Here is a 25,152-nt window from a genome sequence, read left to right as displayed (position 1 = left end):
TACTAGCGTCTCGGGCATGTCCCGCCGCGCGAAGATCGTCTGCACCCTGGGCCCGGCCACCAGCTCCCTCGAGCAGATCACCGCCCTCGTCGAGGCCGGGATGGACGTGGCCCGGCTCAACTTCAGCCACGGGTCGCACGCCGACCACGAGCAGGCCTACCTCAACGTGCGGAAGGCCTCGGACTCCACCGGCCACGCCGTCGCCGTCCTCGCCGACCTGCAGGGCCCCAAGATCCGGCTGGGCACCTTCGCCGACGGCCCGGTGCACTGGGCCACCGGCAGCCGGGTGTGCATCACCGTCGAGGACGTCGAGGGCACCGCCGAGCGGGTGTCGACCACCTACAAGGGCCTGGCCAACGACGCCCGCGTCGGTGACCGGCTGCTCGTCGACGACGGCAAGCTCGCGCTGTCGGTGGTCTCCGTCGACGGCCCGGACGTCTGGTGCCTGGTCGTCGAGGGCGGTGAGGTCTCCAACAACAAGGGCCTGTCGCTGCCCGGCGTCGCGGTGAGCGTCCCGGCGCTGTCGGAGAAGGACGAGCAGGACCTCCGCTTCGCCCTGCACCTGTCGGTGGACTTCGTCGCGCTGTCGTTCGTCCGCTCGCCGGCCGACGTCGAGCTCGTCCGCGACATCATGCGCCAGGAGGACATCACCCTCCCGGTCATCGCCAAGCTGGAGAAGCCCGAGGCGGTGGAGAACCTCGACGCGATCGTCGAGGCCTTCGACGGGATCATGGTGGCCCGCGGCGACCTCGGCGTGGAGCTGGCGCTCGAGCAGGTCCCGCTGGTGCAGAAGCGCGCCGTGCAGGCCGCCCGCGAGCGCAACAAGCCGGTCATCGTGGCCACCCAGATGCTCGAGTCGATGATCGGCAACTCCCGGCCCACCCGCGCGGAGGCCTCCGACGTCGCCAACGCCGTCCTCGACGGCGCCGACGCGGTGATGCTGTCCGGGGAGACCTCGGTGGGGCGCTACCCGGTCGGCGCGGTCCGCACGATGGAGCGGATCATCGCCGCCGTCGAGGGCGACGACCGGTGGGTGCCCGAGCTGACCCGGCGCTCCCGGTCGCGGTCCGGGGCGATCGTCCGGGCCGCTCGCGACATCGGCGAGGCGCTCGACGTCAAGGCGCTGGCCACCTTCACCCAGACCGGGGAGACCGCCCGCCGGCTGGCCGCGCTGCACCCCCGCCAGCCGCTGCTGGCCTTCACCGTCGACGCCCGCGTGCGCAGCCAGCTGGCGCTGTCCTGGGGGGTGGAGACCTTCATCGTGCAGTCGGTGCAGCACACCGACGACATGGTCCGCCAGGTCGACTTCTCGCTGCTGTCGATCGGGCGGCTGCGCGAGCGCGACCGGGTGGTCGTCGTCGCCGGCAGCCCGCCGAACACGGTCGGCTCGACCAACCTCATCCGCGTCCACGAAGTCGGCACCGACTCGTGACCGGCGGCGGGTCCCAGGCCGCCGCCCTCATGAGCGTCCTCGACCTCGAGGAGCGGTCGCCCGACGTCTTCGTCGGGCAGACGCCGACGACCCGGCTGCAGCGGATCTTCGGCGGCCAGGTGGCCGCGCAGGCGCTGATGGCGGCGGTGCGCACGGTGCCGGCCGAGCGCGGGGTGCACTCGCTGCACTCCTACTTCCTGCGGCCCGGTGACCCGCACGAGGAGCTGCGCTACTCCGTCGAGCGCATCCGCGACGGCCGGTCCTTCGCCACCCGCCGCGTCATCGCCTGCCAGCGGCGCCGGGGGGAGGACGTCGCCGTCTTCGCGCTGACCGCCGACTTCCACGCCGGCGAGCCCGCCGTCGTCACCCACGCCCGGCCGATGCCCGAGGTGCCCGGCCCGGACGACCTGCGCTCCCTCGCCGAGCACGCCGCCGGCCACGGCGCGCTGGCCGCCCCGGCACTGGAGATCAGCCGGGCGGTGGAGCAGCGGCCGCTGGCCGACCCGTTCGCCCCCGACCCGAAGACCCCGCCGCACACCCAGTCGCACGCCTGGTTCCGGGTGGCCGGCCGGCTGCCCGACGACGCCGGGGTGCACGCGGCCGCGCTCACCTTCGTCACCGACCTGACGCTGCTGTCGGCCGGGCTGGCGCGGGTGGGCGGCGGGTGGGGCGGCCGCTACGTGGGGGCCAGCCTGGACCACGCCGTCTGGTTCCACGCGCCGGTGCAGGCCGACGACTGGTTCCTCTACGAGACCGACAGCCCCGCGGCCACGGCCGGCCGCGCGCTGTGCTTCGGCAGCATCTGGGCCGCCGACGGCACGCACGTGGCCACCGTCGCCCAGGAGGGGCTCATCCGGTCACTGGGGGAGTGACGGCGGCCTCCACCGGCTGCGCGCCCTCCTCGGCGTCCTCGGTGGTGTCCGTCGTCGCGGGCTCGCGCGCCTCGGCGGCGCGCTCGGTCTCCGCGGCGCGCTCGGCCTCGGCCCTGCGCTCGGCCTCGGCCCTGCGCTCGGCCTCGGCCCTGCGCTCGGCCTCGGCCCTGCGCTCGGCCTCGGCGCGGGCGCGCTCGGCGGCGGCCTCGGCGAAGTCGTCGGCCAGCCAGTCGTGGCCCTCGCACAGCAGCGCCCACGCCCGCTCCACGTGCGCGCGGGTCGTCGCCGGCGCGCCGATGGCCACCCGCAGGACCACCTGCCCGCGCACGGTGGTGTGGGTCAGGAACACCTCGCCGCCGTCGTTGAGCCGCTCGAGCAGGGTCATGGTGGCGACGTCGGCGTCGACGTCGGCGGGCCAGCGGGGCCGCAGGCACACCAGCGACAGCGGGTGCGGGACGACGACGTCGAAGCGGTCGTCGGCCTCCGCCCAGCCGGCCAGCTCCTGCGCGAGGGCGACGCCGGAGCGCACGTGCGCGCGCAGCCCCTCCGCGCCGTACCAGCGCAGCACCGCCCACAGCTTGAGCGCCCGGAACCGGCGGCCGAGCTCGATCTGCCAGTCGCGGTAGTCGACCACCGCGCCGGCCTCGGTGGCGGCGTTGCGGAGGTACTCGGGGAGGATCGCCAGCGCGCCGGTGAGGGCGGCGCGGTCGGCGACCCAGAACAGCGTGGCGTCGAAGCCGGTCAGCAGCCACTTGTGCGCGTCGGTGGTGTAGCTGTCGGCCCACTCGACCCCGGCCTGCAGCGGCCGCAGCTCGGGCGCCACGGCGCTGACCCCGGCGTAGGCGGCGTCCACGTGCAGCCAGACGCCGGCGTCGCGGCAGATCGGCCCGAGCTCGGCCAGCGGGTCGACCGCGGTGGTCGACGTCGTCCCGACCGTCGCGCAGACCAGCACCGGCGTGTACCCGCGGGCGGTGTCCCGCTCCAGCCGGGCCCTGAGCGCCGCCGGGCGCATCGCGAGGTCGCCGTCGACCTCGACGACGCGGATGGCGTCGGTACCCAGCCCCGCGATGCGCACCGCCTTCTCCATCGAGGAGTGCGTCTCGGCGCTCACGTACACCGTCGCGCGGTCCGGGTCGACGCCGTGGCGCACCGTGCCGCCGCCGCTCGCGCGGTGCAGCGCGGCCAGGAGGGCGACCAGGTTGGCACCGGAGCTGGAGTCCTGCACCACGCCGCCGCCGCTGCCGGTCGAGCGGAAGGACGTAGGCAGGCCGAGGAGGTCGACCAGCCAGTCCAGGACGTGCTGCTCGAGCTCGGTGGCCGCCGGGCTGGTCACCCAGGACATGCCCTGCACGCCGAGGCCGGCCGACAGCAGGTCGCCGAGGACGGAAGGGCCGGAGGTGTTGGCCGGGAAGTAGGCGAGGAAGCCCGGGTGCTGCCAGTGGGTGACCCCGGGGAGGACGACGGCATCGAGGTCGGCCAGGAGCGCGGAGAACGGCTCGCCCTGCTCGGGGGCCGACGGCGGCAGCGCGGCGCGGACGTCGCCCGGCGCCACCCGCGAGCGGACGGGGAAGGACTGCACCCGCGTCCAGTAGTCGGCGATCCAGTCGACCACCTCGTGACCGTGCTGCCGGAACTGCTCGGGGGTCATGTGGGGGACGGGCTCGCTCACCCGCCCACCGTATTGCCCGCGACGAGTGGGCCACGGAGGGGTCCGCGAGGAGCGGGGCGACGCAGGACGAGGACGCCGGGACGTGACCCGCCCTGCGGGTGCGCCGAGAGGAGTGGGGGCCGGAGGCCCCCGCGGTCGAGCGCCGGGTGCGGCTCAGCGCAGGTCGGGGACGGCGCCTGGCCGCGGTGCGGTCCGGAGGACCGCGGTGTCCTGGTGCCCCCGGTGCGACTCGAACGCACACTGCGCGGGTTTTGAATCCGCTCCCTCTGCCGATTGGGGTACGGGGGCTGCCCGCCGCGACCGGGGTCACGGCGCGGCCAGCGTAACCGTGCAGCCACTGCCAGCCGTCGTCGCTAGGCTCTGCGCCCGTGAGCAGCGAGCCGACCCGGGTCCTCATCGCCGAGGACGAGGCCCTCATCCGCCTCGACCTCAAGGAGATGCTGGAGGAGGAGGGCTACGTCGTCGTCGCCGAGGCCGGCGACGGGCAGACCGCCGTCGACCGAGCCCGCGAGCTGGGCCCCGACCTGGTCATCCTCGACATCCAGATGCCCGTGCTCGACGGCCTCGCCGCCGCCGAGCAGATCGCCTCGGACCGGATCGCGCCGGTCATCGTGCTGACCGCCTTCAGCCAGCGCGAGCTGGTCGAGCGGGCCCGTGACGCCGGCGCCATGGCCTACCTGGTCAAGCCGTTCTCCAAGAACGACCTGGTGCCGGCGATCGAGGTGGCGCGCGCCCGGTTCACCGAGATCTCCGCCCTCGACGGCGAGGTCCGCACGCTCGAGGAGCGGCTCGAGGCCCGCAAGGTCGTCGAGAAGGCCAAGGGCCGGCTGATGGCCGAGCAGGGGATCACCGAGGCCGAGGCGTTCCGGTCCATCCAGCGCACGGCCATGAACGAGCGGACGTCGATGAAGGCGCTGGCCGAGCGCATCCTGGCCGGCGACGCGACCCCCGCGGAGGGTGCACCCTCCTGAGTGACAGCGGTGACCTGGGTGATCGGTGCAGGTCACGACCTCGTCACGGTCTCCGCTCACCCACTTCCGCTCCCTGTGGCAGCGGTTACGTTCTGCGGACTGACGGGGCCGGCGCGTCCGCGCCCGGCCCCCGCACCCGACGTACGACAACTGGGAGTTGCTGGATGCGCACGCGTACCTACGCCCGCAGCATCGCCGTCACGTCCGCCGCCCTGATCGCCCTCACCGCCTGCGGTGGCGGGGACGACGGGGACTCCGGCGGCGGCTCCGGCGGTGGCGGCGACGCCGCGAGCGGCGAGAAGCAGGTCAACATCTACGGCACCGACGGCAACATGGGCAACGCCCTCGGTGAGGACTTCACCGAGCAGGGCGCGCTCGCCGGCATGAAGGGCACCACGCCCCTCACCGAGCTGGGCTCGGACTTCACCGACCGGCTGCTCGAGGTCGACCCGAACCTGCAGGACTACAACTACGCGGGTGAGACCTACGACGCGGTGATCGTCACCGCGCTGGCCGCCCAGGCGGCGGGGACCAACGACGCCAACGTCTTCAAGGAGTACGTCAACGGCATCACCGCCGGCGGCGACAAGTGCGAGGACTTCCAGGCCTGCCTGGACATCATCAACGCCGGCGGCAACGTCGACTACGACGGCATCTCCGGCCCGCTGGCCTTCACCGACGCCGGTGAGCCCGCCGCGGCGAGCTTCGGCCTGCTGCAGTTCGGCGAGGACAACCAGCTCGACAGCGACGCCACCGAGTTCGTCATCGCCGGCGACGAGGCCAACGCCACCACCAACGAGGGCCCGGCGTACGCCCCGGCGGGCACGACCGGTGGCCCGCTGGTCATCGGCACGCTGCTGCCGCTCACCGGCAACCTGGCCTTCCTCGGCCCGCCGGAGGTCGCCGGCGCCAAGCTCGCGCTCAACGACATCAACGCCGCGGGCGGCGTCCTGGGCCAGCCGGTGCAGCTCGTCGAGGGTGACTCCGGTGACGCCTCGACCGACACCGCCACCCAGACCGTCGACCGGCTGCTGCAGTCGGGCGTCAACGCGATCATCGGTGCGGCGTCCTCGGGCGTGAGCCTCACGGTCATCGACGCCATCACCGGCGCCGGTGTCCTGCAGTTCTCGCCGGCGAACACGTCCGACCAGTTCACCACCTACAACGACAACGGGCTGTACTTCCGCACCGCCCCGCCGGACACGCTGCAGGCCCGCGCCCTCGCCGACCTGATCATCGCCGACGGCAACAACACCGTGGGGATCCTGGCCCTCAACGACCCCTACGGCACCGGGCTCGCGGAGAACACCAAGAACAACCTGGTCAGCGCCGGTCTGTCCGAGGACGACATCGTCTCCATCACCTACGACCCGCAGGCGGCGAACTTCGACGCCGAGGTCCAGCAGATGGTCGACTTCAACCCCGACGCCATCATCGTGATCGGCTTCGAGGAGTCCTCCCGGATCCTGCAGGGCCTCAACGACCAGGGCATCGGCCCGCAGCGCTGAGCGCCCCTGGGAGCGCTGTGAGAGCACAGCGCTGACCTCGCACCACCCGGCAGCGGCCCGGTACCCCTCAGGGGGTGCCGGGCCGCTGTGCTGTCCGGGGGCGCCACGGTCGGCCGGGCACCCCTCGTCGTCCGCGGCCCGATCAGGTCGGCTGATCGTGCCGCGTCCTGGCTCACCGTCGACGCCGAGTCAGGACGCGCTTCGGTGAGCCGGGACGGCGGCGGGGGACGCGCGGCGGGTCCGACCGGGCGCCGTCGCTCGCGGGCATCCAGGCCCCGGGGATCCCGTCGGACGCCGCGGCCTCGCCCTGCGGTGCCCGACCCCACCCCGCGGCGCGAGGTCGGGCACCGCGCGGTGGGGGTGGTGGTCGCCGCCCACGCCCGGACCGTGCCTCCGGCCGGCCTACGACCGGCGGGCGGCCAGAGCGCGGGCGGCCGGCCCCTCCGGCGGGCAGCACGAGCGAGGCCGGCGCCCCCAGGGGGACGCCGGCCTCGTCGTCGGTCGGGAGGGATGACCCTCCGGGGATCACTGCGCCTTGGCGAGGGTCCCCAGGTAGAGCTCGATCACCTTCGGGTCGGTCATGAGCGACCGGCCGGTGTCGGTATAGGCGTTGCGGCCCTGGTCGAGCACGTAGCCGCGGTCGCAGATCTGCAGGCAGCGGCGGGCGTTCTGCTCGACCATGATGATCGACACGCCGGTGGCGTTGATCCGCCGGCAGCGGATGAACACCTCGTCCTGGTAGGCGGGGGAGAGGCCGGCCGACGGCTCGTCGAGCAGCAGCACCGACGGGTCCATCATCAGCGCCCGGCCCATGGCGACCATCTGCCGCTCACCGCCCGACAGCGCCCCGGCCTTGCCCTTGCGGCGCTCCCCGAGCAGGGGGAACAGGTCGATGACGTAGTCGAAGCGCTCCTTGAACGTCCGCGGCCGCAGGTAGACGCCCATCTGCATGTTCTCCTCGATGGTGAGCGAGGGGAACACGTTGTTGTTCTGCGGCACGTACCCCACGCCCATCGACACCAGCCGGTGCGCCGGCGCGGAGGTGATGTCCTCCCCGCGCAGCTTCACCGAGCCCGAGCGCACCGGGATGAGCCCGAACAGCGTCTTGAGCAGCGTGGACTTGCCGGCGCCGTTGGGGCCGATGATCCCGACCAGCTCGCCGTCCTGCAGGTAGAAGTCGCAGCCCCGCAGGATGTTGACGCCGGGCACGTAGCCGGCGACGAGGTCGTCGGCGCGGACCAGGGCCCCCTCGGCGAGGCGCAGGTGCTCCTCGCGGGTGGCGGCCTTCTCCGCGGGGGAGAGGGTCGTCGTGGTGGCGACCTCGTCGGCGCGGGTGCGGTCCTCGCCGGACTCGTCGACCTCGAACAGCGGCTCGCTCATCGCTCGCCCTTCCCGGTGGTGGTGTCGGACCGGAGCACGTCGCCGCCCCCGTGCTCCTCGCGGGCGATCTCCCGCTCGGCCTGGGCGAGGACCTGGTCCTCCTCCTCGACGGTGAGCGGCGCGTCGTGGTGCGCCCCGAGGTAGGCGTCGACGACGGCCTGGTTCTGGCTGATCGACTCCGGCGGCCCCTCGGCGATCACCCTGCCGGCGGCCATGACGACGACCCAGTCGCTGATGTCCCGGACGACGTCCATGTCGTGCTCGACGAAGATCACCGTCATGCCCTCCTCGCGGAGGTCCTTGACGTGGCCGAGCAGGCTCTGCGTCAGGGCGGGGTTCACCCCGGCCATCGGCTCGTCGAGCATGACGACCTTCGGGTCGCTCATCAGCGCCCGCGCCATCTCCAGCAGCTTGCGCTGACCTCCGGAGAGGGTTCCGGCGAAGTCGTCCTTCTTGGCGTCGAGCTTGAACCGCCGCAGCAGGTCCATGGCCTTCTCGGTGTTGGCCTGCTCCTGCGACTTCCAGGTGCCGGGCACCAGGGCGCGCCAGAAGCTCTCCCCGCGCTGCCCCTGGGCGCCGAGCAGCATGTTCTGCAGCACGGTCAGCCGGGACAGCGCCTTGGTGAGCTGGAAGGTCCGGACGACGCCGAGGCGGGCGACCTGGTGCGGCGCGAGCTTGCCCAGCGGCCGGCCGTCGAACTCCCAGCTGCCGGTGTTGGGCTGGTCGAAGCCGGTCAGCAGGTTGAACAGCGTCGTCTTGCCCGCGCCGTTGGGCCCGATCAGGCCGGTGATGCCGCCGCGCTGCACCTCGAGGTGGTCGACGGCGACCGCCGTCAGGCCGCCGAAGGTCCGGGTCACGCCGTCGACGACGATCGCCGGGTCGGGCTTGGCGACGCCGACCTCCCAGGGGACGTCCCGCAGCGCCGTCTGCGCCAGCCGCTGGGGGGCGTCCCCGCGCTGCCAGCCGGAGGGCTTCTGCAGGGGGGCCCCCGGCGCGCCGGCGCCGGCCGCTCCGGCACCCGAGGCGCCGGAGCCGGACGCCGTGGCGCCGTGGGGGTTGGGGTCAGCGCGCATCGAGCATCACCTCTCGTCGGTCGCCGAAGATGCCCTGTGGCCGGAAGACCAGCAACAGCATGAGCCCGATACCCACGAGCACGAAGCGGATCTGTGCCACGTCGGTGGAGGACAGCAGCCCCTCGGGGATGACGCCGTTGTCGATGAGCAGCCGCAGGCCGGTGTCGGCGAACTGCAGGATGAACAGCAGCACGATGGACCCGACGACCGGCCCGAGCACCCGGGCGGCACCGCCGAGGATCAGGGCGGCGTAGGCCAGGAACGTGTTGGCGTTCTGGTACTGGTCGGGGACGGCCGAGCCGGTGCCGACGGCGTAGACCATGCCGCCGAGGGCGCCGAGGATCCCGCCGAGCACGAGGGCCTGCATCTTGTAGACGTAGACGTTCTTGCCCAGCGAGCGGACGGCGTCCTCGTCCTCGCGGATGGACTTGAGCACGCGGCCCCACGGGCTGCGCATGAGCGCCCACACCAGCAGGCAGGACAGGATCACCAGGGCCCAGCCGACCAGGGCGACCCACAGCTCACCGCCGGACCAGCTCGTGCCGAGGATCCGGTACCGCTCGTTGGTCGCCCACGGGGCCAGGGCGATGAAGTCGCCGTTGAAGGCCGACAGGCCGCGGGTGCCGTTGGTGACCGGGGTGGCCGACACCGAACGGAACAGCAGCCGCAGGCCCTCCGCCGTGGCGATCGTGGCGATGGCCAGGTAGTCCGCGCGCAGCCGCAGGGTCGGCAGACCCAGCAGCAGGGCGAGGACGACGGCGGCGGCGAGGCCGATGACCACGCCGACCCAGAAGTTCAGGCCCCACTTGCTCACCGAGATGGCGATGCCGAAGCCACCGACCAGGGCGAAGGCGATCTGCCCGAAGTTGAGCAGCCCGGCGTAGCCGAACTGCACGTTGATGCCGATGGCCAGCAGCGCGAAGAAGATCGCCTGGAAGCCGAGGCCGGCCTTGAGGGCGACGGCCAGCGCGTCGAGGAGGTCACCCATGGCTCAGCCGATCCGGACGCGGCTGCCCAGGATCCCCTGGGGCCGGATGACGAGGATGACGATCAGGAGCAGCAGCCCGCCGACGTACTTGACGTCGTTCGGGATGACGAGGGTCGACATCTGCACGAAGATCCCCACGATCAGGCTGCCCACGAGGGCGCCGTAGGCGGTGCCGAGGCCACCGAGGGTGACGCCGGCGAACATGAGCAGCAGCAGGCGGAAGCCCATGTCCCACTGCACCTGGTCGGACAACCCCAGCAGGACGCCGCCCAGGGCGGCCAGCGCGCCGCCCATCATCCAGACCACGAGGATCACGCGGTTGACGTCGATGCCCGACGACGCCGCGAGGTCGCGGTTGTCGGCGACCGCCCGCATGGCCTTGCCGATCTTGGTGCGCTGGAGCATCACGGCCACCAGCACCAGGACGACGACCGACACGACGATCGAGATGAGCGCCCGGTTGGTCAGCGTGAAGAGGCCGTAGTCGACGGCGCGGCCGGTGGCCACCTGGTACGGGCTCGACCGCCCGCCGTAGACGATCTGGATGAGGTAGCGCAGCAGCAGCGACAGGCCGATGGACACGACCAGGGCCGCGATGAGCCCGGTGCCGCGGCGGCGCAGCGGCCGCCAGAGCCCCAGCTCGTTGAGTGCGCCGACGGCGGCGCCGGCCACCATCGCGATCAGCGTGGCGGGGATCAGCGGGACGCCGCCCTGCACGTTGACGTACCAGGCGACGATCGCCCCGATGGTGACCAGCTCGCCGTGCGCGAAGTTGGTCAGCCCGGTGGTGCCGAAGATCAGCGACAGGCCGACGGCGGCCATCGCGATCAGCAGGCCGAAGCGGATGCCGTCGACGAGGAGCTGGACGGCGCGGACGGTGCCTCCGCCGCCACCCCGGCTGCCGTCCTCGAGGCCGATGATCACCGGCTCGCGGCGGCCCTCGGCCACGGTGACCGTGCGGTTGTCGGTGCCGGCCAGCTTCACGCCCTCGGGCAGGCCGTCCTCGTCGATGGTGACGACGTAGTCGCCGGGGCCGGGCAGGTCGACCGACCAGCGGCCGTCCTCGTCGCTCTCGACGCTGTCGACCTCCTCGCCGGCGGCGGTGGTGACGGTGACCTCGACGCCCTCGATGGGGCCGGACCGGCTGGTCTGCAGCGTCCCGAGGACCTGCTCGCCCTCGGCGCTGGCGACGCCGGGGACCAGTACGGCGAGCCCCGTGGTGGCGACGAGCACCAGCAGGAGCCGGAGCAGCACCCTCCGGGCGGTCCCCGGGCCCGGGCGGATCGCGCTCCGGTGCGGCCGAGGTGGCCCGGCAGTGGCTGACGGGTGCCTCACACAACCTCCCTGGTCGTGGCAGTGCCTGATGAGCGGTGACGGGCACGGCAGTGCCGACCGTCACAGCGTGCGGTGGGGCGTGACGGTAACCCAGGGGCCTTGGGTCCCCACCCCCCGACGCCGTGCTGTGACCTGAGCGCGACCTGCGGGGACCGTCGGCAGGTGTCACTCCCGTCCCGTCCCGGCGCGTCGGCGGGGGTCCGGGGCGCTGCCGGGTGCACGATCCCGGCACCGCCCAGGGGAGGACTCCCGTGCCAGCAAACGGTCAGTGGTCCCGCGTCAGCACGCGCACGGCTCGCCCGGAGGACCTGCCCGCGGTCCTCGCGCTGGTGCGCCAGCACCGGGCCGAGGCGCACGCCGAGGGGGTGCTCACCGGGCAGACCCCGGGCGCCGCCGCGGCGGTGGGGTTCCGCCGGCTGCTGTCCGACCCCGGCCACTGCGTCGTCCTCGCCGTCCTCCCGGGGGCCAACGCGCCGGGTGCCGACTCCGCCGGTGAGGCCGTCGTGGGTCTGGCTGTGCTGGGGCTCGACCCGCTGTCGACGGTGCTCGGCGTCCCGCAGGTCACCGTCGACAACCTCGTCGTCCACCGCGAGCACCGCCGCCGCGGCGCGGGCACCGCGCTGCTGGCCGCCGCGGCCGCCTACGCCGGGGAGCTCGGGGCGCTGCACGTGGTCGCCTCGGTGGGCGGGCACGAGGCCGAGCGGCAGCGGTTCTTCGCGCGGATGGGCTTCGCGCCGCTGACCACCCGCCGGATCGTGCCGCGGGAGACGCTGAGCCGGGCGCTGGCGACCTGGCAGCGCAGCGGGCTGCCCGTGCCGCGCCGGCTGCCCCGCCGCCGTCCCCTGCCGTCGCGGGCGCTGCCCGTCGCCGTCGAGCGCTGAGGGAAGGCCCCGCCGGGTCAGGCGGGGACGACCGCGCAGGTCAGCCGGGCGGTGGCGGTGGTGCGGCCGGCCTCGTCGGTGACCTGGACGAGGAACGTCGACAGTGTCCGCCCGATGCGGGCGGGGGTGCAGACGGCGGTGACCGTGCCCGAGGTGGCCGCGCGCAGGTAGCTGGCGTTGAGCTCGACGCCGACGGCCTTGCGGCCCGGCCCGGCGTTGATCGCCGCCGCCCACGACCCGACCGACTCCACCAGGGCGCAGGTGGCGCCGCCGTGCAGCAGGCCGAAGGGCTGCTGGTTGCCCTCCACCGGCATGGTGGCGACGAGGCGGTCGGGCGTGAAGTCGACGATGCGGATGCCCAGCTTGTCGTCGAGCGGTCCCGGCTCGGTCAGCGGCAGCCAGTCGGGGGCAGGTGTGGTCATCCCCGGGACGCTAGCCATCGACCGTGGACGTCGGTGGCCCGACATACGATCACCGGTGATGTCCGCTCCGGTGACCACCCCCGCGCCCACCGTCCCCTCCAGTCCGGAGACGCGGCCGCGGCTGCTGCTGCTCGACGGGCACTCGCTGGCCTACCGGGCGTTCTTCGCGCTCCCGGTGGAGAACTTCTCCACCACGACCGGACAGCCGACCAACGCCGTCTACGGCTTCACGTCGATGCTGATCAACGTGCTGCGCGACGAGCAGCCCACGCACCTCGCCGTGGCCTTCGACGTCGGGCGCAAGACCTTCCGCAACGAGATCTACGCCGAGTACAAGGCCAACCGCACCGAGAGCCCCACCGACTTCCGCGGCCAGGTGAGCCTCATCCAGGAGGTGCTGGCGGCGCTGCACGTCCCGGTCGTGACCGCCGAGGGCTTCGAGGCCGACGACGTCATCGCCACCCTCACCGTGCAGGCCGTCGAGCAGGGCATGGACGTGCTCATCTGCACCGGCGACCGCGACGCCCTGCAGCTGGTCAACGAGCACGTCACCGTGCTCTACCCGCGCAAGGGCGTCTCCGACCTCACCCGGTTCACCCCGGAGGAGGTCGAGGCCAAGTACGGGCTGACGCCGCAGCAGTACCCCGACTTCGCCGCGCTGCGGGGCGACCCGAGCGACAACCTGCCCAGCATCCCGAGCGTGGGGGAGAAGACCGCGGCCAAGTGGGTCCGCGAGTACGGCTCCCTCGACGAGCTCGTCGACCGCGTCGACACCGTCAAGGGCAAGGTCGGCGAGAAGCTGCGCGAGCACCTGTCCTCGGTGCTGCAGAACCGGCGGCTCACCGAGCTCGACCGGGCGGTGCCCCTCGAGGTGGGCCCGCAGGACCTCGCGGTGCGCGCGTGGGACCGCAACGAGGTGCACACCCTCTTCGACAACCTGCAGTTCCGCGTGCTGCGCGACCGGCTCTTCGCCACGCTGAGCAGCGCCGAGCCGGAGGTCGAGGGCGGCTTCGACGTCACCGCCGACGACGTCCCCGCCGGCGGGCTGGGCGCCTGGCTCGACGCGCACGCCCGCACCGGCCGCACCGGCCTGGTGTTCCGCGGCACGTGGGGGCGGGGCACCGGTGAGCTGGCCGGCCTGGCGCTGGCCGCCGCCGACGACCACGCCGTCTTCGTCGACTGCGGCCCCGACCTCGACGCCGCCGACGAGCAGGCGCTGGCCGGCTGGCTGGCCGACCCGGCGGCCGAGAAGGTCGCCCACGACGTCAAGGGCCCGCTGCTGGCGGTGTGGGCCCGGGGCTGGGACCTGCAGGGCCTGGTCAGCGACACCGCACTCGCGGCCTACCTGGCCACGCCCGGGCAGCGCTCCTTCGACCTCGCCGACCTCGCCGTGCGGTACCTGCGCCGCGAGCTCAAGGACGACGCGGCCCCCGAGGCGCAGCTGACCCTCGACGGCATGGGCCCGAGCGAGGAAGACCTCGCCGCCGAGGCCGCGCACGCCGACGTCCTCAAGGCCGTCGCGGTCAACGACCTCTCCGACGCCCTAGAGCAGGTGCTCGGCCAGAAGGGCGGCGACCACCTGCTCGACGAGCTCGAGCTGCCGCTGACCCGGGTGCTGGCGCGGATGGAGCAGCGGGGCATCGCCGTCGACACCGACCTGCTCGCCGAGCTGCAGCGGGAGTTCGCCGACGGCGTGGCCGCGGCGGCCGCCGAGGCGTACGCGGTGATCGGCCACGAGATCAACCTCGGCTCCCCCAAGCAGCTGCAGGCGGTGCTCTTCGACGAGCTGGGCCTGCCCAAGACGAAGAAGATCAAGTCCGGGTACACCACCGACGCCGACGCCCTCACCTGGCTGCTGGCGCAGACCGGGCACCCCTTCCTCGAGCACCTGCTGCGCCACCGCGACGTCACCCGGCTGCGCACGGTCATCGACGGCCTGATCCCGATGGTCGACGACGCCGGGCGCATCCACACCACGTTCCAGCAGACCGTGGCCGCCACCGGCCGGCTGTCCTCCATCGACCCGAACCTGCAGAACATCCCGATCCGCAGCGCCGAGGGCCGCCGCATCCGGCAGGCGTTCGTGGTCGGGGCCGGCCACGAGTCGCTGATGACGGCGGACTACAGCCAGATCGAGATGCGGATCATGGCCCACCTGTCCGGCGACGAGGGACTCATCGAGGCGTTCGCGTCCGGGGAGGACCTGCACTCCTTCGTCGCCTCGCGGGCCTACGACATCCCGATCGAGCAGGTCGACCCGGAGATGCGCCGCCGGATCAAGGCGATGAGCTACGGCCTGGCCTACGGACTGAGCGCCTACGGGCTGGCCCAGCAGCTGCGCATCACCCCGGAGGAGGCGCGCGGGCAGATGCACGCCTACTTCGAGCGCTTCGGCGGGATCCGCGACTACCTCGACGGCGTCGTCGAGGAGGCCCGGCTCAGCGGCTACACCGAGACCACCCTGGGCCGCCGGCGCTACCTGCCGGACCTGACCAGCGACAACGGGCAGCGGCGGCAGATGGCCGAGCGGATGGCGCTCAACGCGCCCATCCAGGGCTCGGCGGCCGACGTCATCAAGGTCGCGATGCTCGGCGTGGAGCGGGCCATCGAGGCCGAGGGCCTGGCCTCGCGGATGCTCCTGCAGGTGCACGACGAGCTCGTCCTCGAGGTGGCGCCGGGGGAGCGGGAGGCGCTGGAGGCCATCGTCCGCCGGGAGATGGCGGGCGCGGCGCAGCTGTCGGTGCCGCTGGAGGTCTCGGTCGGCATCGGCCGCAGCTGGGACGCCGCCGCCCACTAGGCGAAGGACCCTCCTGCCCCCCACCGCTCGCAGGCTCGCGGCGGGACCCTGCAGGAGGACCGTTCCCGCACCTCACCGGCTCGCGGCGGGACCCTGCAGGAGGGCCGTTCCCGCACGTCACCGGCCGAACGGGACGGGGGTCGCGGCGCCGATCGGGACCTCGGCGAGGGTCCGCCCGGCGCCGTCGATCGTGCGCATCTCCCGCGCGCCGGCCGGCAGCAGCGCGCTTCCCCCGCCGTCGGCCAGCGCGACGGTGGTCAGCACGCTGCCGCGCGCGTCGAGGACGTCGGCGGCGATCGCCGCGGCCGGCGCGGTGACCACCAGCCAGCGGCCCTGGTCGGAGGGCTCGGTCTCCGGGGAGGACAGGTCGCAGACCCCGGCCACGGTCAGCCCGGCCACGTCGGTCGACCCCGGCGCCGTCTCCAGCCCGCACCCCACGGTCCGCCCGGCGCCGCTGCGGCCCAGCTGGCCGGCCCGGGTGGTGACCACCAGGCCGCCCTGCGGGCTGCGCGCCACGACGACGGCCACGGTGCCCGGCACGTCGGCCAGCGGCAGGGTCCCCGACCACAGCAGTCGCGGCTCGAGCTCTGCCGGGTCGGCGGCCAGCGGGACGGCGACCTCGGTGAGCGCCTCGGCGACCAGCCGGGGGGCCGGGCGCACGGCCGCCGGCCGCACCGGCTCCAGCGGCGGGACGACGGCCGCCCCGGCCGGGGGACCGGAGGTGGCCGGTGCGCCACGGTGGACCGGCCGCCCGTCGCGCAGCACGCGGACGGCGGTGCCCGCGCCGAGCGGCGTCGTCGGGACGACGGTGACCGCGACGCCGTCGTCGACCGGCACCGGCTCCCACGTGCGGCCGGTCGCGCCCCGCCGGTCGACCTCCAGCCGCCGGGACACCTCGACCTCGTCGCCGGGGGCGGCCACCACGACCAGGGTCGCCGGTCCGGGACCGCCGAGCAGCAGGGACGCCGGCCGGTCCGGCTCCGGGGACGCGGTGGCGGCGGGGGTCAGGGCCCCGGGTGCCGCGCCCACCGGACCGGTCAGCCAGACCCCGCCGGCGCTCCCCGCCAGCAGCACCACCCGGCCGTGCGGGGTGTCGGTGGCGAGGACGACGCGGCCCTCCCCGCCCGGTGCCGCCGACCGCACGGCCGCGACGAACGCGGGATCGGCGGCGAGCGGGCCGCGGGCCGGTCCCGTCAGCACGCCGCCGTCGTCGGCCCCGGGAGCCGCCGGCGCGTGCCGCGGCGGGAGCACCTGCGGGGCGACGGCGGCCGCCGCGGCCAGGACGGCGGCCGCGGCTCCGGCCCGCAGCCGGCGGCGCCGGCGGACCCGGGCGAGCGCGTCGGCCGCGGCGGCGGAGACATCCAGCCGCCAGCGCGCCGGCGGGCCGGCCGCGGCGCCGTCGAGCGACTCGAGGACCTGTCCGCCGCCGCCGAGCAGGCCGCGGCGGGCGGCGGTGCGGGCCAGGGCGTCGGCCGCGGTCACCGCGGGGTCCGCGCCCCGGCGTCCCCAGCGCAGTCGGGCCGACGCGAGGGCGGACTGGACGGCGTCCTCGGCCCGGACCGGGTCCCCCGTCAGCCGCAGCGCCTCGTCCAGGAGGGCGTCGCGCTCGGCGGCGACGAAGCGGCCGAAGGCCGCCTCGTCGTCCCCGGTCACCCGGCCAGTGTGCCCTCAGCGGCGGGCGGCGATGGCGCGCAGCTCGTGGGCGGACTCGACGGTCGGCGCCCGGGTGAGCAGGCGCTCGAGGGCGCGGTCCTCGCGCCGGCGGGCACGGGCGAGGCGGTGCTCGGCGAGGGTGGTGCGCAGACGGGACACGACGGTCTCCTCTCGGGTCAGGCGGCGGCCGGCACCGGTGCGCCGGTCAGGGGGCCGTGCACGGCGTAGACGCCGGCGGTGGGGGTGAGGACGGCGTCCGGGAGCAGCCGGCGCAGCAGCCCGACCATGCGGTCGTTGTCGGCCTGGACGTCGGCGGTGAGGGCGTGCACGCCGCGCCGGGCGGCCAGCCCGGTGAGCTCGCCGAGCAGCTGGCGGCCGATGCCGACGCCCTGCCAGGCGTCCTCGACCACCACGGCGACGTCGGCCGTGGCCGGGTCCTCGGGGGAGCGGTCGTAGCGCGCCACCCCGACCACCTCGCCGCCGACGACGGCGACCAGCGCCTCCCGCAGGTCGTGGTCGACCTGGACGAGCCGGGCTGCGCCGAACGGCGGCCGGCGCAGCGGGGCGTGGAAGCGCCGGTAGACCGTCTCGGGGGAGAGCCGGTCCCACAGCCGGCAGAACAGCGGGGCGTCGTCCGGCCGGACGGGCCTGGTGTCCACGGTGATGTCCATCCCGACCTCCTGGGTTCGTGGGGCGAACTGTGCTCCTCCCGAGTGAGTTCGTCAAGCGAACTCAGCGCGGTATGCTGGACTCGTGGACGAATCCGGATGGGACCGGTCGCGCTGCTCGGTCGCGGGCACGCTGGCCGTCGTCGGGGAGAAGTGGAGCCTGCTGGTGCTGCGCGAGGCGTTCCTCGGCGTGCGCCGGTTCGCCGACCTCCAGCGGGTGCTCGGCGCACCCCGCGCCGTCCTCACCGACCGGCTCAACACCCTCGTGGCGGAGGGCCTCCTGCGGCGGGTCCCGTACCGGGCGGAGGGGGAGCGGCAGCGGCACGAGTACCGGCTGACGCAGAAGGGCCTCGACCTCTACCCGGCGCTGGTCGCGCTCATGGCCTGGGGGGACCGGTACCTGTCCGAGGACGGCGAGGCCCCGCTGGGGCTGCGGCACCGCGACTGCGGCGAGCGGGTGCACCTCGCCCTGGTCTGCGACGCCGGCCACGAGCTGTCCGGGGCCCGCGACGTCCGCCCCGTCCCGGCGGTGCAGCCCCCGGCCGCCGCGGTCAGCGGCGGTGCGCCACCACGATGAGCGTCCCGGGGACCAGCGCGCCCCGGGCGGGTGACCACTGCCCCCACTCCTGCGTGCGCCCCGGCGTCCACTCCGGCTCGACGAGGTCGTCGAGCACCAGGCCGGCGCCGACCACCGCGCGCACCCAGTCACCGACCGTGCGGTGGTGCTCGACGTAGACGGCGCGCCCCCCGCCGTCGGTCTCCACGTACGGCCGGCGGTCGAAGTAGGACGACACGACCCGCAGGTCGTCGGGGTCGGGGGAGTCCGGCAGCGGCCAGCGGAAGGGGTGGTTGACCGAGGCGGCGAACCGCCCGCCCGGCCGCAGCACCCGGGCCGCCTCGGCCAGCGCCCCCTCGACGTCGGCCACGAACGGCAGGCCGCCGAACGCCGAGCAGACGACGTCGAAGGACGCCTCCGCCAGCGGCAGCGCGCCGGCGTCGGCCTGCAGCAGCGGCACGGCGACCCCGGTGGACCGGTTGAGCTCCGCGGCCCGCGCCAGCATCCCCGCCGACAGGTCCACCGCGACGACGTCGGCACCGGCGCGGCGCAGCCACCGGGCGCACGGCGCCGAGCCGCAGCCGATCTCGAGCACCCGCCGCCCGGCGACGTCGCCGAGCAGGTGCGCGTCGGCCTCCCGCAGCCCCTCCGGGCACCAGAGGAAGTCCACGTCGCCGAGGTCGGCGCCGTGCTCGGCGAGGTAGGCCGGGGCCGCGGCGTCCCACCAGCCGCGGTTGGCCCGCGCCGACTCGGCGGCGCCGGCCGGCCGGCGCTCGACGCCGCCCGCCGCGGGGTAGCCGTCGGGGCCCAGGGGGAGCGCGGGCGGCAGGCTCATGACACGCCGATCGTGACACGCCGCGGGCTCCGGGCAGAGGTCGCCCACCCAGGTGGACCCGCGTGCGCTCGCGTCCGTACCATGGGGATGCGCCAGAGGTCTGTCAGTGCTGTACCCGCAAGGGATCGGCGCGCGCCGGCTCTCCCCGCTCCCGCGGTCACCCGGCCGCGGTACCCCCGTCCCTACGCATCCCCCGTCCGGAGCACTCGACCACATGACCTCCACCCAGGTCCGTCCTGACAGCACTCCCCAGATCGCGGTGAACGACATCGGCACCGCCGAGGACTTCCTCGCCGCGATCGACCAGACGATCAAGTACTTCAACGACGGCGACATCGTCGAAGGCGTCATCGTCAAGGTCGACCGGGACGAGGTGCTGCTGGACATCGGCTACAAGACCGAGGGCGTCATCCCCTCGCGCGAGCTGTCCATCAAGCACGACGTCGACCCCAACGAGGTCGTCAAGGTCGGCGACGAGGTGGAAGCCCTCGTCCTCCAGAAGGAGGACAAGGAAGGCCGCCTGATCCTGTCCAAGAAGCGCGCCCAGTACGAGCGCGCCTGGGGCACGATCGAGGCGAAGAAGGAAGCCGACGAGGTCGTCACCGGCACCGTCATCGAGGTCGTCAAGGGCGGTCTCATCCTCGACATCGGCCTGCGCGGGTTCCTCCCCGCGTCGCTGGTCGAGATGCGCCGCGTCCGCGACCTGCAGCCCTACGTGGGCCGCGAGCTCGAGGCCAAGATCATCGAGCTCGACAAGAACCGCAACAACGTCGTGCTGTCCCGCCGGCAGTGGCTGGAGCAGACGCAGTCCGAGGTCCGCAGCGAGTTCCTCAACAAGCTCGCCCGCGGCCAGGTGCGCACCGGCGTCGTCTCCTCGATCGTCAACTTCGGCGCGTTCGTCGACCTCGGCGGCGTGGACGGCCTCGTGCACGTCTCCGAGCTGTCCTGGAAGCACATCGACCACCCCTCCGAGGTGGTCGAGGTCGGCCAGGAGGTCACCGTCGAGGTCCTCGACGTCGACCTCGACCGCGAGCGGGTCTCCCTGTCGCTGAAGGCGACGCAGGAGGACCCGTGGCGTCAGTTCGCGCGCACCCACCAGATCGGCCAGGTCGTGCCGGGCAAGGTCACCAAGCTGGTGCCCTTCGGCGCGTTCGTCCGGGTCGACGAGGGCATCGAGGGTCTGGTCCACATCTCCGAGCTGGCCGAGCGCCACGTGGAGATCCCCGAGCAGGTCGTGCAGGTCGGCGACGAGCTCCTGGTCAAGGTCATCGACATCGACCTCGACCGGCGCCGCATCTCGCTGTCGCTCAAGCAGGCCAACGAGGGCGTCATCGGCGACGAGGAGCAGTTCGACCCCGCCGCCTACGGCATGGCCGCGTCCTACGACGAGCAGGGCAACTACATCTACCCCGAGGGCTTCGACCCGGAGACCGGCGAGTGGCTCGAGGGTTACGAGGAGGCCCGCGAGACCTGGGAGCGGCAGTACGCCGAGGCCCAGGCCCGCTTCGAGGCGCACCGCAAGCAGATCGCCGCGGCCCGCGAGGCCGACGCCGAGGCTGCTGCCGGGGGCAACTACTCCTCCGGCGGTGACACCGCCACCACCGGCGACACCTCCGGTGGCACGCTGGCCAGCGACGAGGCGCTCGCCGCGCTGCGGGCCAAGCTCGCCGGCGGGGAGTGACCCGCTGACCGGCTGACGGTCTGATCGACGACAGAGGCCCAGGACCCGCACAGGTCCTGGGCCTCTGTCGCGTCCGCGGGCCGTGCGACCGGCCTGCGGAGGGCGGGCGCCCGCCCGGCATCCCCGTCCGGGCGGGCAGACCCGGGCTAGAGGCTGAGGATGATGGCGAACGCCGAGCGCGGCCGGCCACCGGCGGCGGCCAGCGACTGCCAGGTGTGCCGGCCGGCCGGGGCGGCGTCGAGCAGCCAGCTCCAGAAACTGCGGCGTGCCGGCGCGACCTCCCGTGCGAGGCGCTCGCGCACGGCGGGCAGGTCCGCGACCCGGATGCCGCCGGCGCGCTCCACCCGGTGCCGGCCGCGGGTGCGGGAGCCGGTGCCGGCGGTCGCGGCAGTGGTGCGGGTCAGCGACATCGTGGTGCCTGCCTCTCTCGGCCGGGTCCCCCTCCGTGGGGAACCGCCGGGGCGGACGTTATGAGGAGTGACGGGTGTGACTGGTGCGACGCGCCGGGCAGGACGGACGGGTGTTACCCGTCCGTGACCGCGTCCTGCGCGCTCGTTACGGTCCGTGCGTGCTGCGCATCGGGTTGACCGGCGGGATCGGGTCGGGGAAGAGCACGGTGGCGGCGCTGCTGGCCGCCCGTGGAGCGCTGGTGGTCGACTCCGACGCGATCGCGCGGGAGGTCGTCGAGCCGGGCACGCCGGGCCTGGCCGCCGTCGTCGACGCGTTCGGGCCGCAGGTGCTCACCGCCGGCGGCGCGCTGGACCGCGCGGCGCTGGCGTCGATCGTCTTCGGCGACCCGCAGGCGCGTGCCCGGCTCGACGGGATCGTCCACCCGCTGGTGCGGGCGCGGGCGCAGGAGCTGGTCGCGGCGGCGCCGCCGGACGCCGTCGTCGTCCAGGACGTGCCGCTGCTGGTGGAGACCGGTCAGGCCGGCCGGTTCGACCTCGTGCTGGTGGTCGAGACCGACCTGCAGACGCGGCTGGCCCGCCTGGTGCGCCGCGGGCTGTCCGAGGACGACGCCCGGGCCCGCATCGCTGCCCAGGCGACCGACGAGCAGCGCCGGGCGGTCGCCGACGTCGTCCTGGACAACAGCGGCGCCCCCGAGGCGCTCGCCGGGCAGGTCGAGGACTTCTGGACCGAGCGCGTCGCCCCGGTGGTGGGGGAGCGGGGCTGAGCCGGTCCCGGGACGACAGGAGCCCCGGACCGCGTGGTCCGGGGCTCCCGTGCTGGTGGGCGATACTGGGTTCGAACCAGTGACCTCTTCCGTGTCAGGGAAGCGCGCTACCACTGCGCTAATCGCCCGAGTCCGGTCGTGTGACCGGCCCGCTCCACCGCCCTCGGCGAGGAGGCGAGGTGGAGACGGGATTTGAACCCGTGTAGACGGCTTTGCAGGCCGTTGCCTCGCCTCTCGGCCACTCCACCGCACACACGAGCGCCCGGTCGTGCGACCAGCGCTCGAGGTCCCGAGCGGACGACGGGATTCGAACCCGCGACCCTCACCTTGGCAAGGTGATGCTCTACCAACTGAGCCACGTCCGCGTTGCTGTCGTGCAGGGAGAACCATACCCGACCCGCACAGGGGCCTTCACGGGGGGTCCCCCCGGGGGGTCAGTGCGCGCCGGGGTCGCCGCCGCCGAGCAGGACGGCCAGCTCCTCGTCGACGTCGAGGGCCGCGGTCTCCTGGCCGGTCGGGACCAGGGCCTCGGTCTGCTGCAGGAAGGCGGCCACCGTGGCGCGGGACAGCTCGAACAGCGCCTCGCCGGAGGGGGCACGCAGGTGCAGGTACAGCACGTCGCCGCTGGTGCGGGCCGGCCACAGCCGCACGTCGCCGTCGCCGGCCGGGTGCTCGAGGCCCGCGGTCAGCAGCTCGCGGCCCAGCAGCCAGGTGATGCCGTCGTCGGCCGGGTCGCCGGGTTCGCCGAACCCGATCCGGACCGCGAAGGGGTCGCTCACCTCGTAGGACAGCACGGCGGGCACCTCTGTCCACGAGCCGGGGCCGACCAGGTGCAGCGTCGTAGGGACGGAGTACCCGGGGGTAGCGCGGTGCGACATGACCTCTCCAACGACCGGTACGACAGGACGGTGCGCGTCCCGACGCCCGGGCGTGTCATCCGTCCGGGTCTCCTGTCGGTACCCGTCCCGTGGCGTGGTGAACCGGGATGAGTGTGCCTGTCGAACCCGTCGTGTGACGATGGGGTCCGTGACGCGTCCGGCACGACGACCGGAGGGCGATCCCGGTGATGCCGACCTCGTGCTGCGGGTGCGCGCGGGGGACCGCGGTGCCGTCGACGACCTCTACGACCGGTTCCGCCGGCCGGCCTTCGCCCTCGCCCGGCGGATCCTGGCCGACGACACGCTCGCCGAGGACGTCGTCCAGGACGTGTTCCTGAGCGTGTGGCGCGACCCGCACGCGTACGACGGGGCCCGCGGCAGCTTCTCCTCCTGGCTGATGGCGATGGTGCACCACAAGGCGGTCGACGCCGTCCGCCGCGAGGAGGCCCACCGGCGCCGGCAGTCCCGAGCCGAGGACGACCTGGCGCTGCGCGCGCCGACCAGCGCCCACGACGTCGAGGACGAGGCCTGGACCCGGGTGGTGTCCGAGCGGGTGCGGCTGGCCCTGGGCACCCTGCCCGACGCCCAGCGCGAGGCGCTGACGCTGGCCTACTACGGCGGCTACACCCAGCGGGAGGTGGCGGCACTGACCCGCGCGCCGCTGGGCACGGTCAAGACCCGCATGCTCGCCGGCATGCGCCGGCTGAAGGAGGAGCTGGGCGCGGTGGCCGGTGCCACGGCCGGGGGCGCGCTCAGCGACTCCGCAGCGGTCGACGGGGGTGCGCGGTGAGCGCGCGGCACGACGACCACCAGACCTTCGACGAGCTCGCCGTCGGCTGGGCGCTGCACGCGCTCGAGCCCGAGGACGAGGCGGTCTTCGGGGCCCACCTGGCCACCTGCCCCCGGTGCGCGCGCACGGTCGCCGAGACCGCCGAGGTGATGTCCGCGCTGGCCGGTGACCTGCCGGCCGCCGAACCCTCCGAGCGGCTGCGCGAGCGGCTGCGGGACGCCGTCGAGCGCACCGAGCAGCTGCCGCCCCCGGCCGGCGCGGAGCCGGCCCCACCGGCCCCGCCGGCCCTCCCGCCCGTGCCCCCCGCACCCCCGGGCGGCAGGCGGCGCACCGACGTCCCCGGCGCCGGGCCGACGGCGGCCGGGTCCACGGCGGCCGGGTCCACGGCGGCCGGCCGGCGGGCCACCGGGTTCCCCGACTACACGTCCCCGGTCCCCGGCCCGGGTGCCGACCCCCGGTCGGTGTGGCGGCGGGTGCTGCCCAACGCCCTGGTCGCGGCCGCGGTGGCCGCGATCCTGGCGCTGGGCACCTGGACCGTCGTCCTCGGGTCGGCGCGTGACGACGCGCAGGCGGTCGCCACCCGGCAGGCGGAGGTGATCGACGCGCTGCTGGAGCCGGGCCGGGCGGCCATCGCGCCGGTGGTCGACACCGAGGGGCAGGACGTGCTCGCCACGGTGGTCGCCCGCGACGGCCGGGTGCAGGTGGTCACCGACGGGCTGCGGGTGAACGACAGCAGCGACAGCACCTACGTCGTGTGGGGGATCGCCGGGGACGGCCCGGTGGCGTTGGGCACCTTCGACGTGATCTCCCCGCAGACCGACCTCCGGACCGTAGAGTCCGCCCCGACCGGCAGCGACGCGTACGACGCGTACGCGATCAGCATCGAGCCCGGTCGGCAGGCTCCGGCGGAACCGTCGGAGGTGGTGGCGGACGGGCAGGTGACCAGCTGAGCGGACAGGACACCGTGCCGCCCCTCCCGCAGGAGGAGGCGGCGCGGCAGGGCGAGGGGCGGCGGCGGGAGCACGCCGCGCAGGACGGGCACCACAGCCTGCGCGAGCGCGTCGCCGGGACCCGCTGGCGCCGGCGCGTGGCCGCACGCCGCTCGATCGACTCCGCCTACCGCGTCGTCGTCGGGATCGTCGGCGGCCTGGTCGTCGCGGTGGGCCTGGCCACCATCCCGCTGCCCGGCCCCGGCTGGCTGACCGTCATCGCCGGCCTCGTCGTCCTCGCCACCGAGTTCCGGTGGGCCGAGCGGCTGCTCGACTTCACCCGGCGCAACGTCCGGGCCTGGACCGACTGGCTGGGCCGGCAGCCGATCTGGGTGCGGCTGGGCATCGGCGCGCTGACGGCGGCGTTCGTCTACGGCGCCCTGGTGGTCGTCCTGCACCTGACCGGCGTGCCCGACTGGGTGCCGGGGTGGGTGCCCCTGTGGCGCTGAGCGTCTGGCATCATGGACGGCGCAGCGGGCGATTGGCTCAGTGGTAGAGCGCTTCGTTCACACCGAAGAGGTCACTGGTTCGAACCCAGTATCGCCCACGCGCACGAGAGGGCCGGTCCCGTACGGGACCGGCCCTCTCGTCGTCGCTCGG

At 74.4% G+C, this 25,152-nt stretch carries 24 protein-coding genes and 5 tRNA genes; 13 read left to right on the top strand and 16 right to left on the bottom strand.

Annotated features, from left to right (window positions below; all coding sequences use genetic code 11):
* Positions 1 to 16 precede the first annotated feature (16 nt).
* Positions 17 to 1,432 carry a pyruvate kinase gene (pyk, locus tag CHC04_RS15945; RefSeq protein ID WP_089404919.1) on the top strand — a complete coding sequence of 472 codons (1,416 nt, stop codon included), beginning with the start codon at positions 17 to 19 and terminating at the stop codon, positions 1,430 to 1,432.
* 29 nt (positions 1,433 to 1,461) lie between these two features.
* Positions 1,462 to 2,304 carry an acyl-CoA thioesterase gene (locus tag CHC04_RS15940; RefSeq protein WP_089405039.1) on the top strand — a complete coding sequence of 281 codons (843 nt, stop codon included), beginning with the start codon at positions 1,462 to 1,464 and terminating at the stop codon, positions 2,302 to 2,304.
* Here CHC04_RS15940 and CHC04_RS15935 read toward each other — a convergent pair.
* Together CHC04_RS15935 and CHC04_RS15930 are read right to left on the bottom strand one after the other, a co-directional pair.
* A complete protein-coding gene (locus tag CHC04_RS15935) occupies positions 2,282 to 3,973 on the bottom strand; it encodes an aminotransferase class V-fold PLP-dependent enzyme (protein ID WP_245817300.1) in 1,692 nt (563 codons plus the stop codon). The genes CHC04_RS15940 and CHC04_RS15935 overlap by 23 nt on opposite strands.
* A gap of 211 nt (positions 3,974 to 4,184) precedes the next feature.
* A tRNA-Leu gene (locus CHC04_RS15930) sits at positions 4,185 to 4,261 on the bottom strand.
* 80 nt (positions 4,262 to 4,341) lie between these two features.
* On the opposite strand from CHC04_RS15930, the gene CHC04_RS15925 reads away from it, so the two are divergent.
* Positions 4,342 to 4,944, top strand: coding sequence for an ANTAR domain-containing response regulator (locus CHC04_RS15925; RefSeq protein WP_089404918.1), 603 nt, complete (start codon positions 4,342 to 4,344; stop codon positions 4,942 to 4,944).
* Positions 4,945 to 5,108: 164 nt separating this feature from the next.
* Complete coding sequence (locus tag CHC04_RS15920) at positions 5,109 to 6,452, top strand: ABC transporter substrate-binding protein (protein WP_089404917.1); 1,344 nt, start codon at positions 5,109 to 5,111, stop codon at positions 6,450 to 6,452.
* A 525-nt stretch (positions 6,453 to 6,977) separates the two neighbouring features.
* On the opposite strand, the gene CHC04_RS15915 is transcribed toward CHC04_RS15920, so the two are convergent.
* Genes CHC04_RS15915 through CHC04_RS15900 form a run of 4 tightly spaced genes read right to left on the bottom strand, consistent with a single transcriptional unit; the run spans position 6,978 to position 11,147 of the window.
* Positions 6,978 to 7,832: an ABC transporter ATP-binding protein gene (locus tag CHC04_RS15915; protein ID WP_217897399.1), complete on the bottom strand. Its 855-nt coding sequence runs from the start codon at positions 7,830 to 7,832 to the stop codon at positions 6,978 to 6,980.
* Positions 7,829 to 8,905: an ABC transporter ATP-binding protein gene (locus CHC04_RS15910; RefSeq protein WP_217897398.1), complete on the bottom strand. Its 1,077-nt coding sequence runs from the start codon at positions 8,903 to 8,905 to the stop codon at positions 7,829 to 7,831. Before CHC04_RS15910 ends, CHC04_RS15915 begins: the two co-directional genes overlap by 4 nt.
* A complete protein-coding gene (locus tag CHC04_RS15905) occupies positions 8,895 to 9,893 on the bottom strand; it encodes a branched-chain amino acid ABC transporter permease (protein WP_089404916.1) in 999 nt (332 codons plus the stop codon). Before CHC04_RS15905 ends, CHC04_RS15910 begins: the two co-directional genes overlap by 11 nt.
* A 3-nt stretch (positions 9,894 to 9,896) precedes the next feature.
* Positions 9,897 to 11,147 (bottom strand): branched-chain amino acid ABC transporter permease, encoded by a 1,251-nt coding sequence (locus tag CHC04_RS15900; RefSeq protein WP_089404915.1) that lies wholly within the window; start codon positions 11,145 to 11,147, stop codon positions 9,897 to 9,899.
* A gap of 332 nt (positions 11,148 to 11,479) precedes the next feature.
* On the opposite strand from CHC04_RS15900, the gene CHC04_RS15895 reads away from it, so the two are divergent.
* Complete coding sequence (locus CHC04_RS15895) at positions 11,480 to 12,109, top strand: GNAT family N-acetyltransferase (protein WP_176450037.1); 630 nt, start codon at positions 11,480 to 11,482, stop codon at positions 12,107 to 12,109.
* A gap of 17 nt (positions 12,110 to 12,126) precedes the next feature.
* Here CHC04_RS15895 and CHC04_RS15890 read toward each other — a convergent pair whose 3' ends face one another.
* The gene (locus CHC04_RS15890) at positions 12,127 to 12,531 is read right to left on the bottom strand and encodes a PaaI family thioesterase (protein WP_089404913.1); all 405 of its coding nucleotides are present in this window, start codon (positions 12,529 to 12,531) and stop codon (positions 12,127 to 12,129) included.
* A gap of 58 nt (positions 12,532 to 12,589) precedes the next feature.
* Here CHC04_RS15890 and polA point away from each other — a divergent pair, with 58 nt between their 5' ends.
* A complete protein-coding gene (gene polA / locus CHC04_RS15885; RefSeq protein ID WP_089405036.1) occupies positions 12,590 to 15,328 on the top strand; it encodes a DNA polymerase I in 2,739 nt (912 codons plus the stop codon).
* Between the two features lie 117 nt (positions 15,329 to 15,445).
* Here polA and CHC04_RS15880 read toward each other — a convergent pair whose 3' ends face one another.
* The 3 genes from CHC04_RS15880 to CHC04_RS15875 are packed head-to-tail and all read right to left on the bottom strand — an operon-like array spanning position 15,446 to position 17,652.
* Positions 15,446 to 16,981, bottom strand: coding sequence for a SigE family RNA polymerase sigma factor (locus CHC04_RS15880; protein ID WP_089404912.1), 1,536 nt, complete (start codon positions 16,979 to 16,981; stop codon positions 15,446 to 15,448).
* Between the two features lie 15 nt (positions 16,982 to 16,996).
* Positions 16,997 to 17,140 (bottom strand): hypothetical protein, encoded by a 144-nt coding sequence (locus CHC04_RS24260; protein WP_176450036.1) that lies wholly within the window; start codon positions 17,138 to 17,140, stop codon positions 16,997 to 16,999.
* 17 nt (positions 17,141 to 17,157) lie between these two features.
* Positions 17,158 to 17,652: a GNAT family N-acetyltransferase gene (locus CHC04_RS15875; RefSeq protein WP_089404911.1), complete on the bottom strand. Its 495-nt coding sequence runs from the start codon at positions 17,650 to 17,652 to the stop codon at positions 17,158 to 17,160.
* A gap of 82 nt (positions 17,653 to 17,734) precedes the next feature.
* Here CHC04_RS15875 and CHC04_RS15870 point away from each other — a divergent pair, with 82 nt between their 5' ends.
* Positions 17,735 to 18,226, top strand: coding sequence for a winged helix-turn-helix transcriptional regulator (locus CHC04_RS15870; protein ID WP_089404910.1), 492 nt, complete (start codon positions 17,735 to 17,737; stop codon positions 18,224 to 18,226).
* Here CHC04_RS15870 and CHC04_RS15865 read toward each other — a convergent pair.
* Positions 18,201 to 19,040, bottom strand: a complete 840-nt coding sequence (locus tag CHC04_RS15865) for a class I SAM-dependent methyltransferase (RefSeq protein WP_089404909.1) — start codon at positions 19,038 to 19,040, stop codon at positions 18,201 to 18,203. The genes CHC04_RS15870 and CHC04_RS15865 overlap by 26 nt on opposite strands.
* A gap of 214 nt (positions 19,041 to 19,254) precedes the next feature.
* Here CHC04_RS15865 and rpsA point away from each other — a divergent pair, with 214 nt between their 5' ends.
* Positions 19,255 to 20,721 carry a 30S ribosomal protein S1 gene (rpsA, locus tag CHC04_RS15860; RefSeq protein WP_089404908.1) on the top strand — a complete coding sequence of 489 codons (1,467 nt, stop codon included), beginning with the start codon at positions 19,255 to 19,257 and terminating at the stop codon, positions 20,719 to 20,721.
* A gap of 146 nt (positions 20,722 to 20,867) precedes the next feature.
* On the opposite strand, the gene CHC04_RS15855 is transcribed toward rpsA, so the two are convergent.
* Complete coding sequence (locus CHC04_RS15855; RefSeq protein ID WP_089404907.1) at positions 20,868 to 21,131, bottom strand: hypothetical protein; 264 nt, start codon at positions 21,129 to 21,131, stop codon at positions 20,868 to 20,870.
* A 158-nt stretch (positions 21,132 to 21,289) separates the two neighbouring features.
* Here CHC04_RS15855 and coaE point away from each other — a divergent pair, with 158 nt between their 5' ends.
* The gene (gene coaE, locus CHC04_RS15850; protein ID WP_089404906.1) at positions 21,290 to 21,895 is read left to right on the top strand and encodes a dephospho-CoA kinase; all 606 of its coding nucleotides are present in this window, start codon (positions 21,290 to 21,292) and stop codon (positions 21,893 to 21,895) included.
* 53 nt (positions 21,896 to 21,948) lie between these two features.
* Here coaE and CHC04_RS15845 read toward each other — a convergent pair.
* The 4 genes from CHC04_RS15845 to CHC04_RS15830 all read right to left on the bottom strand — a co-directional run bounded on the left by CHC04_RS15845 (position 21,949) and on the right by CHC04_RS15830 (position 22,773).
* Positions 21,949 to 22,023 (bottom strand) — tRNA-Val (locus tag CHC04_RS15845).
* A 49-nt stretch (positions 22,024 to 22,072) separates the two neighbouring features.
* Positions 22,073 to 22,143, bottom strand: a tRNA-Cys gene (locus tag CHC04_RS15840).
* A 44-nt stretch (positions 22,144 to 22,187) separates the two neighbouring features.
* Positions 22,188 to 22,260, bottom strand: a tRNA-Gly gene (locus CHC04_RS15835).
* Between the two features lie 69 nt (positions 22,261 to 22,329).
* Complete coding sequence (locus CHC04_RS15830) at positions 22,330 to 22,773, bottom strand: SsgA family sporulation/cell division regulator (RefSeq protein ID WP_089404905.1); 444 nt, start codon at positions 22,771 to 22,773, stop codon at positions 22,330 to 22,332.
* A 139-nt stretch (positions 22,774 to 22,912) separates the two neighbouring features.
* Here CHC04_RS15830 and CHC04_RS15825 point away from each other — a divergent pair, with 139 nt between their 5' ends.
* From CHC04_RS15825 to CHC04_RS15810, 4 genes are all read left to right on the top strand, one after another.
* Positions 22,913 to 23,563, top strand: a complete 651-nt coding sequence (locus tag CHC04_RS15825; RefSeq protein ID WP_245817299.1) for a sigma-70 family RNA polymerase sigma factor — start codon at positions 22,913 to 22,915, stop codon at positions 23,561 to 23,563.
* Positions 23,560 to 24,513, top strand: a complete 954-nt coding sequence (locus CHC04_RS15820) for an anti-sigma factor domain-containing protein (RefSeq protein ID WP_089404903.1) — start codon at positions 23,560 to 23,562, stop codon at positions 24,511 to 24,513. The genes CHC04_RS15825 and CHC04_RS15820 overlap by 4 nt, the downstream gene beginning before the upstream one ends.
* 14 nt (positions 24,514 to 24,527) lie before the next feature.
* Complete coding sequence (locus CHC04_RS25025; RefSeq protein WP_245817297.1) at positions 24,528 to 25,001, top strand: TIGR02611 family protein; 474 nt, start codon at positions 24,528 to 24,530, stop codon at positions 24,999 to 25,001.
* A 26-nt stretch (positions 25,002 to 25,027) separates the two neighbouring features.
* Positions 25,028 to 25,099: transfer RNA gene (locus CHC04_RS15810), tRNA-Val, on the top strand.
* The last annotated feature ends 53 nt before the right edge of the window (positions 25,100 to 25,152 follow it).

It is taken from the genome of Geodermatophilus saharensis, from assembly GCF_900188205.1.
Lineage (GTDB): Bacteria > Actinomycetota > Actinomycetes > Mycobacteriales > Geodermatophilaceae > Geodermatophilus > Geodermatophilus saharensis.
This window is presented reverse-complemented; position numbering and strand designations above follow the sequence as displayed.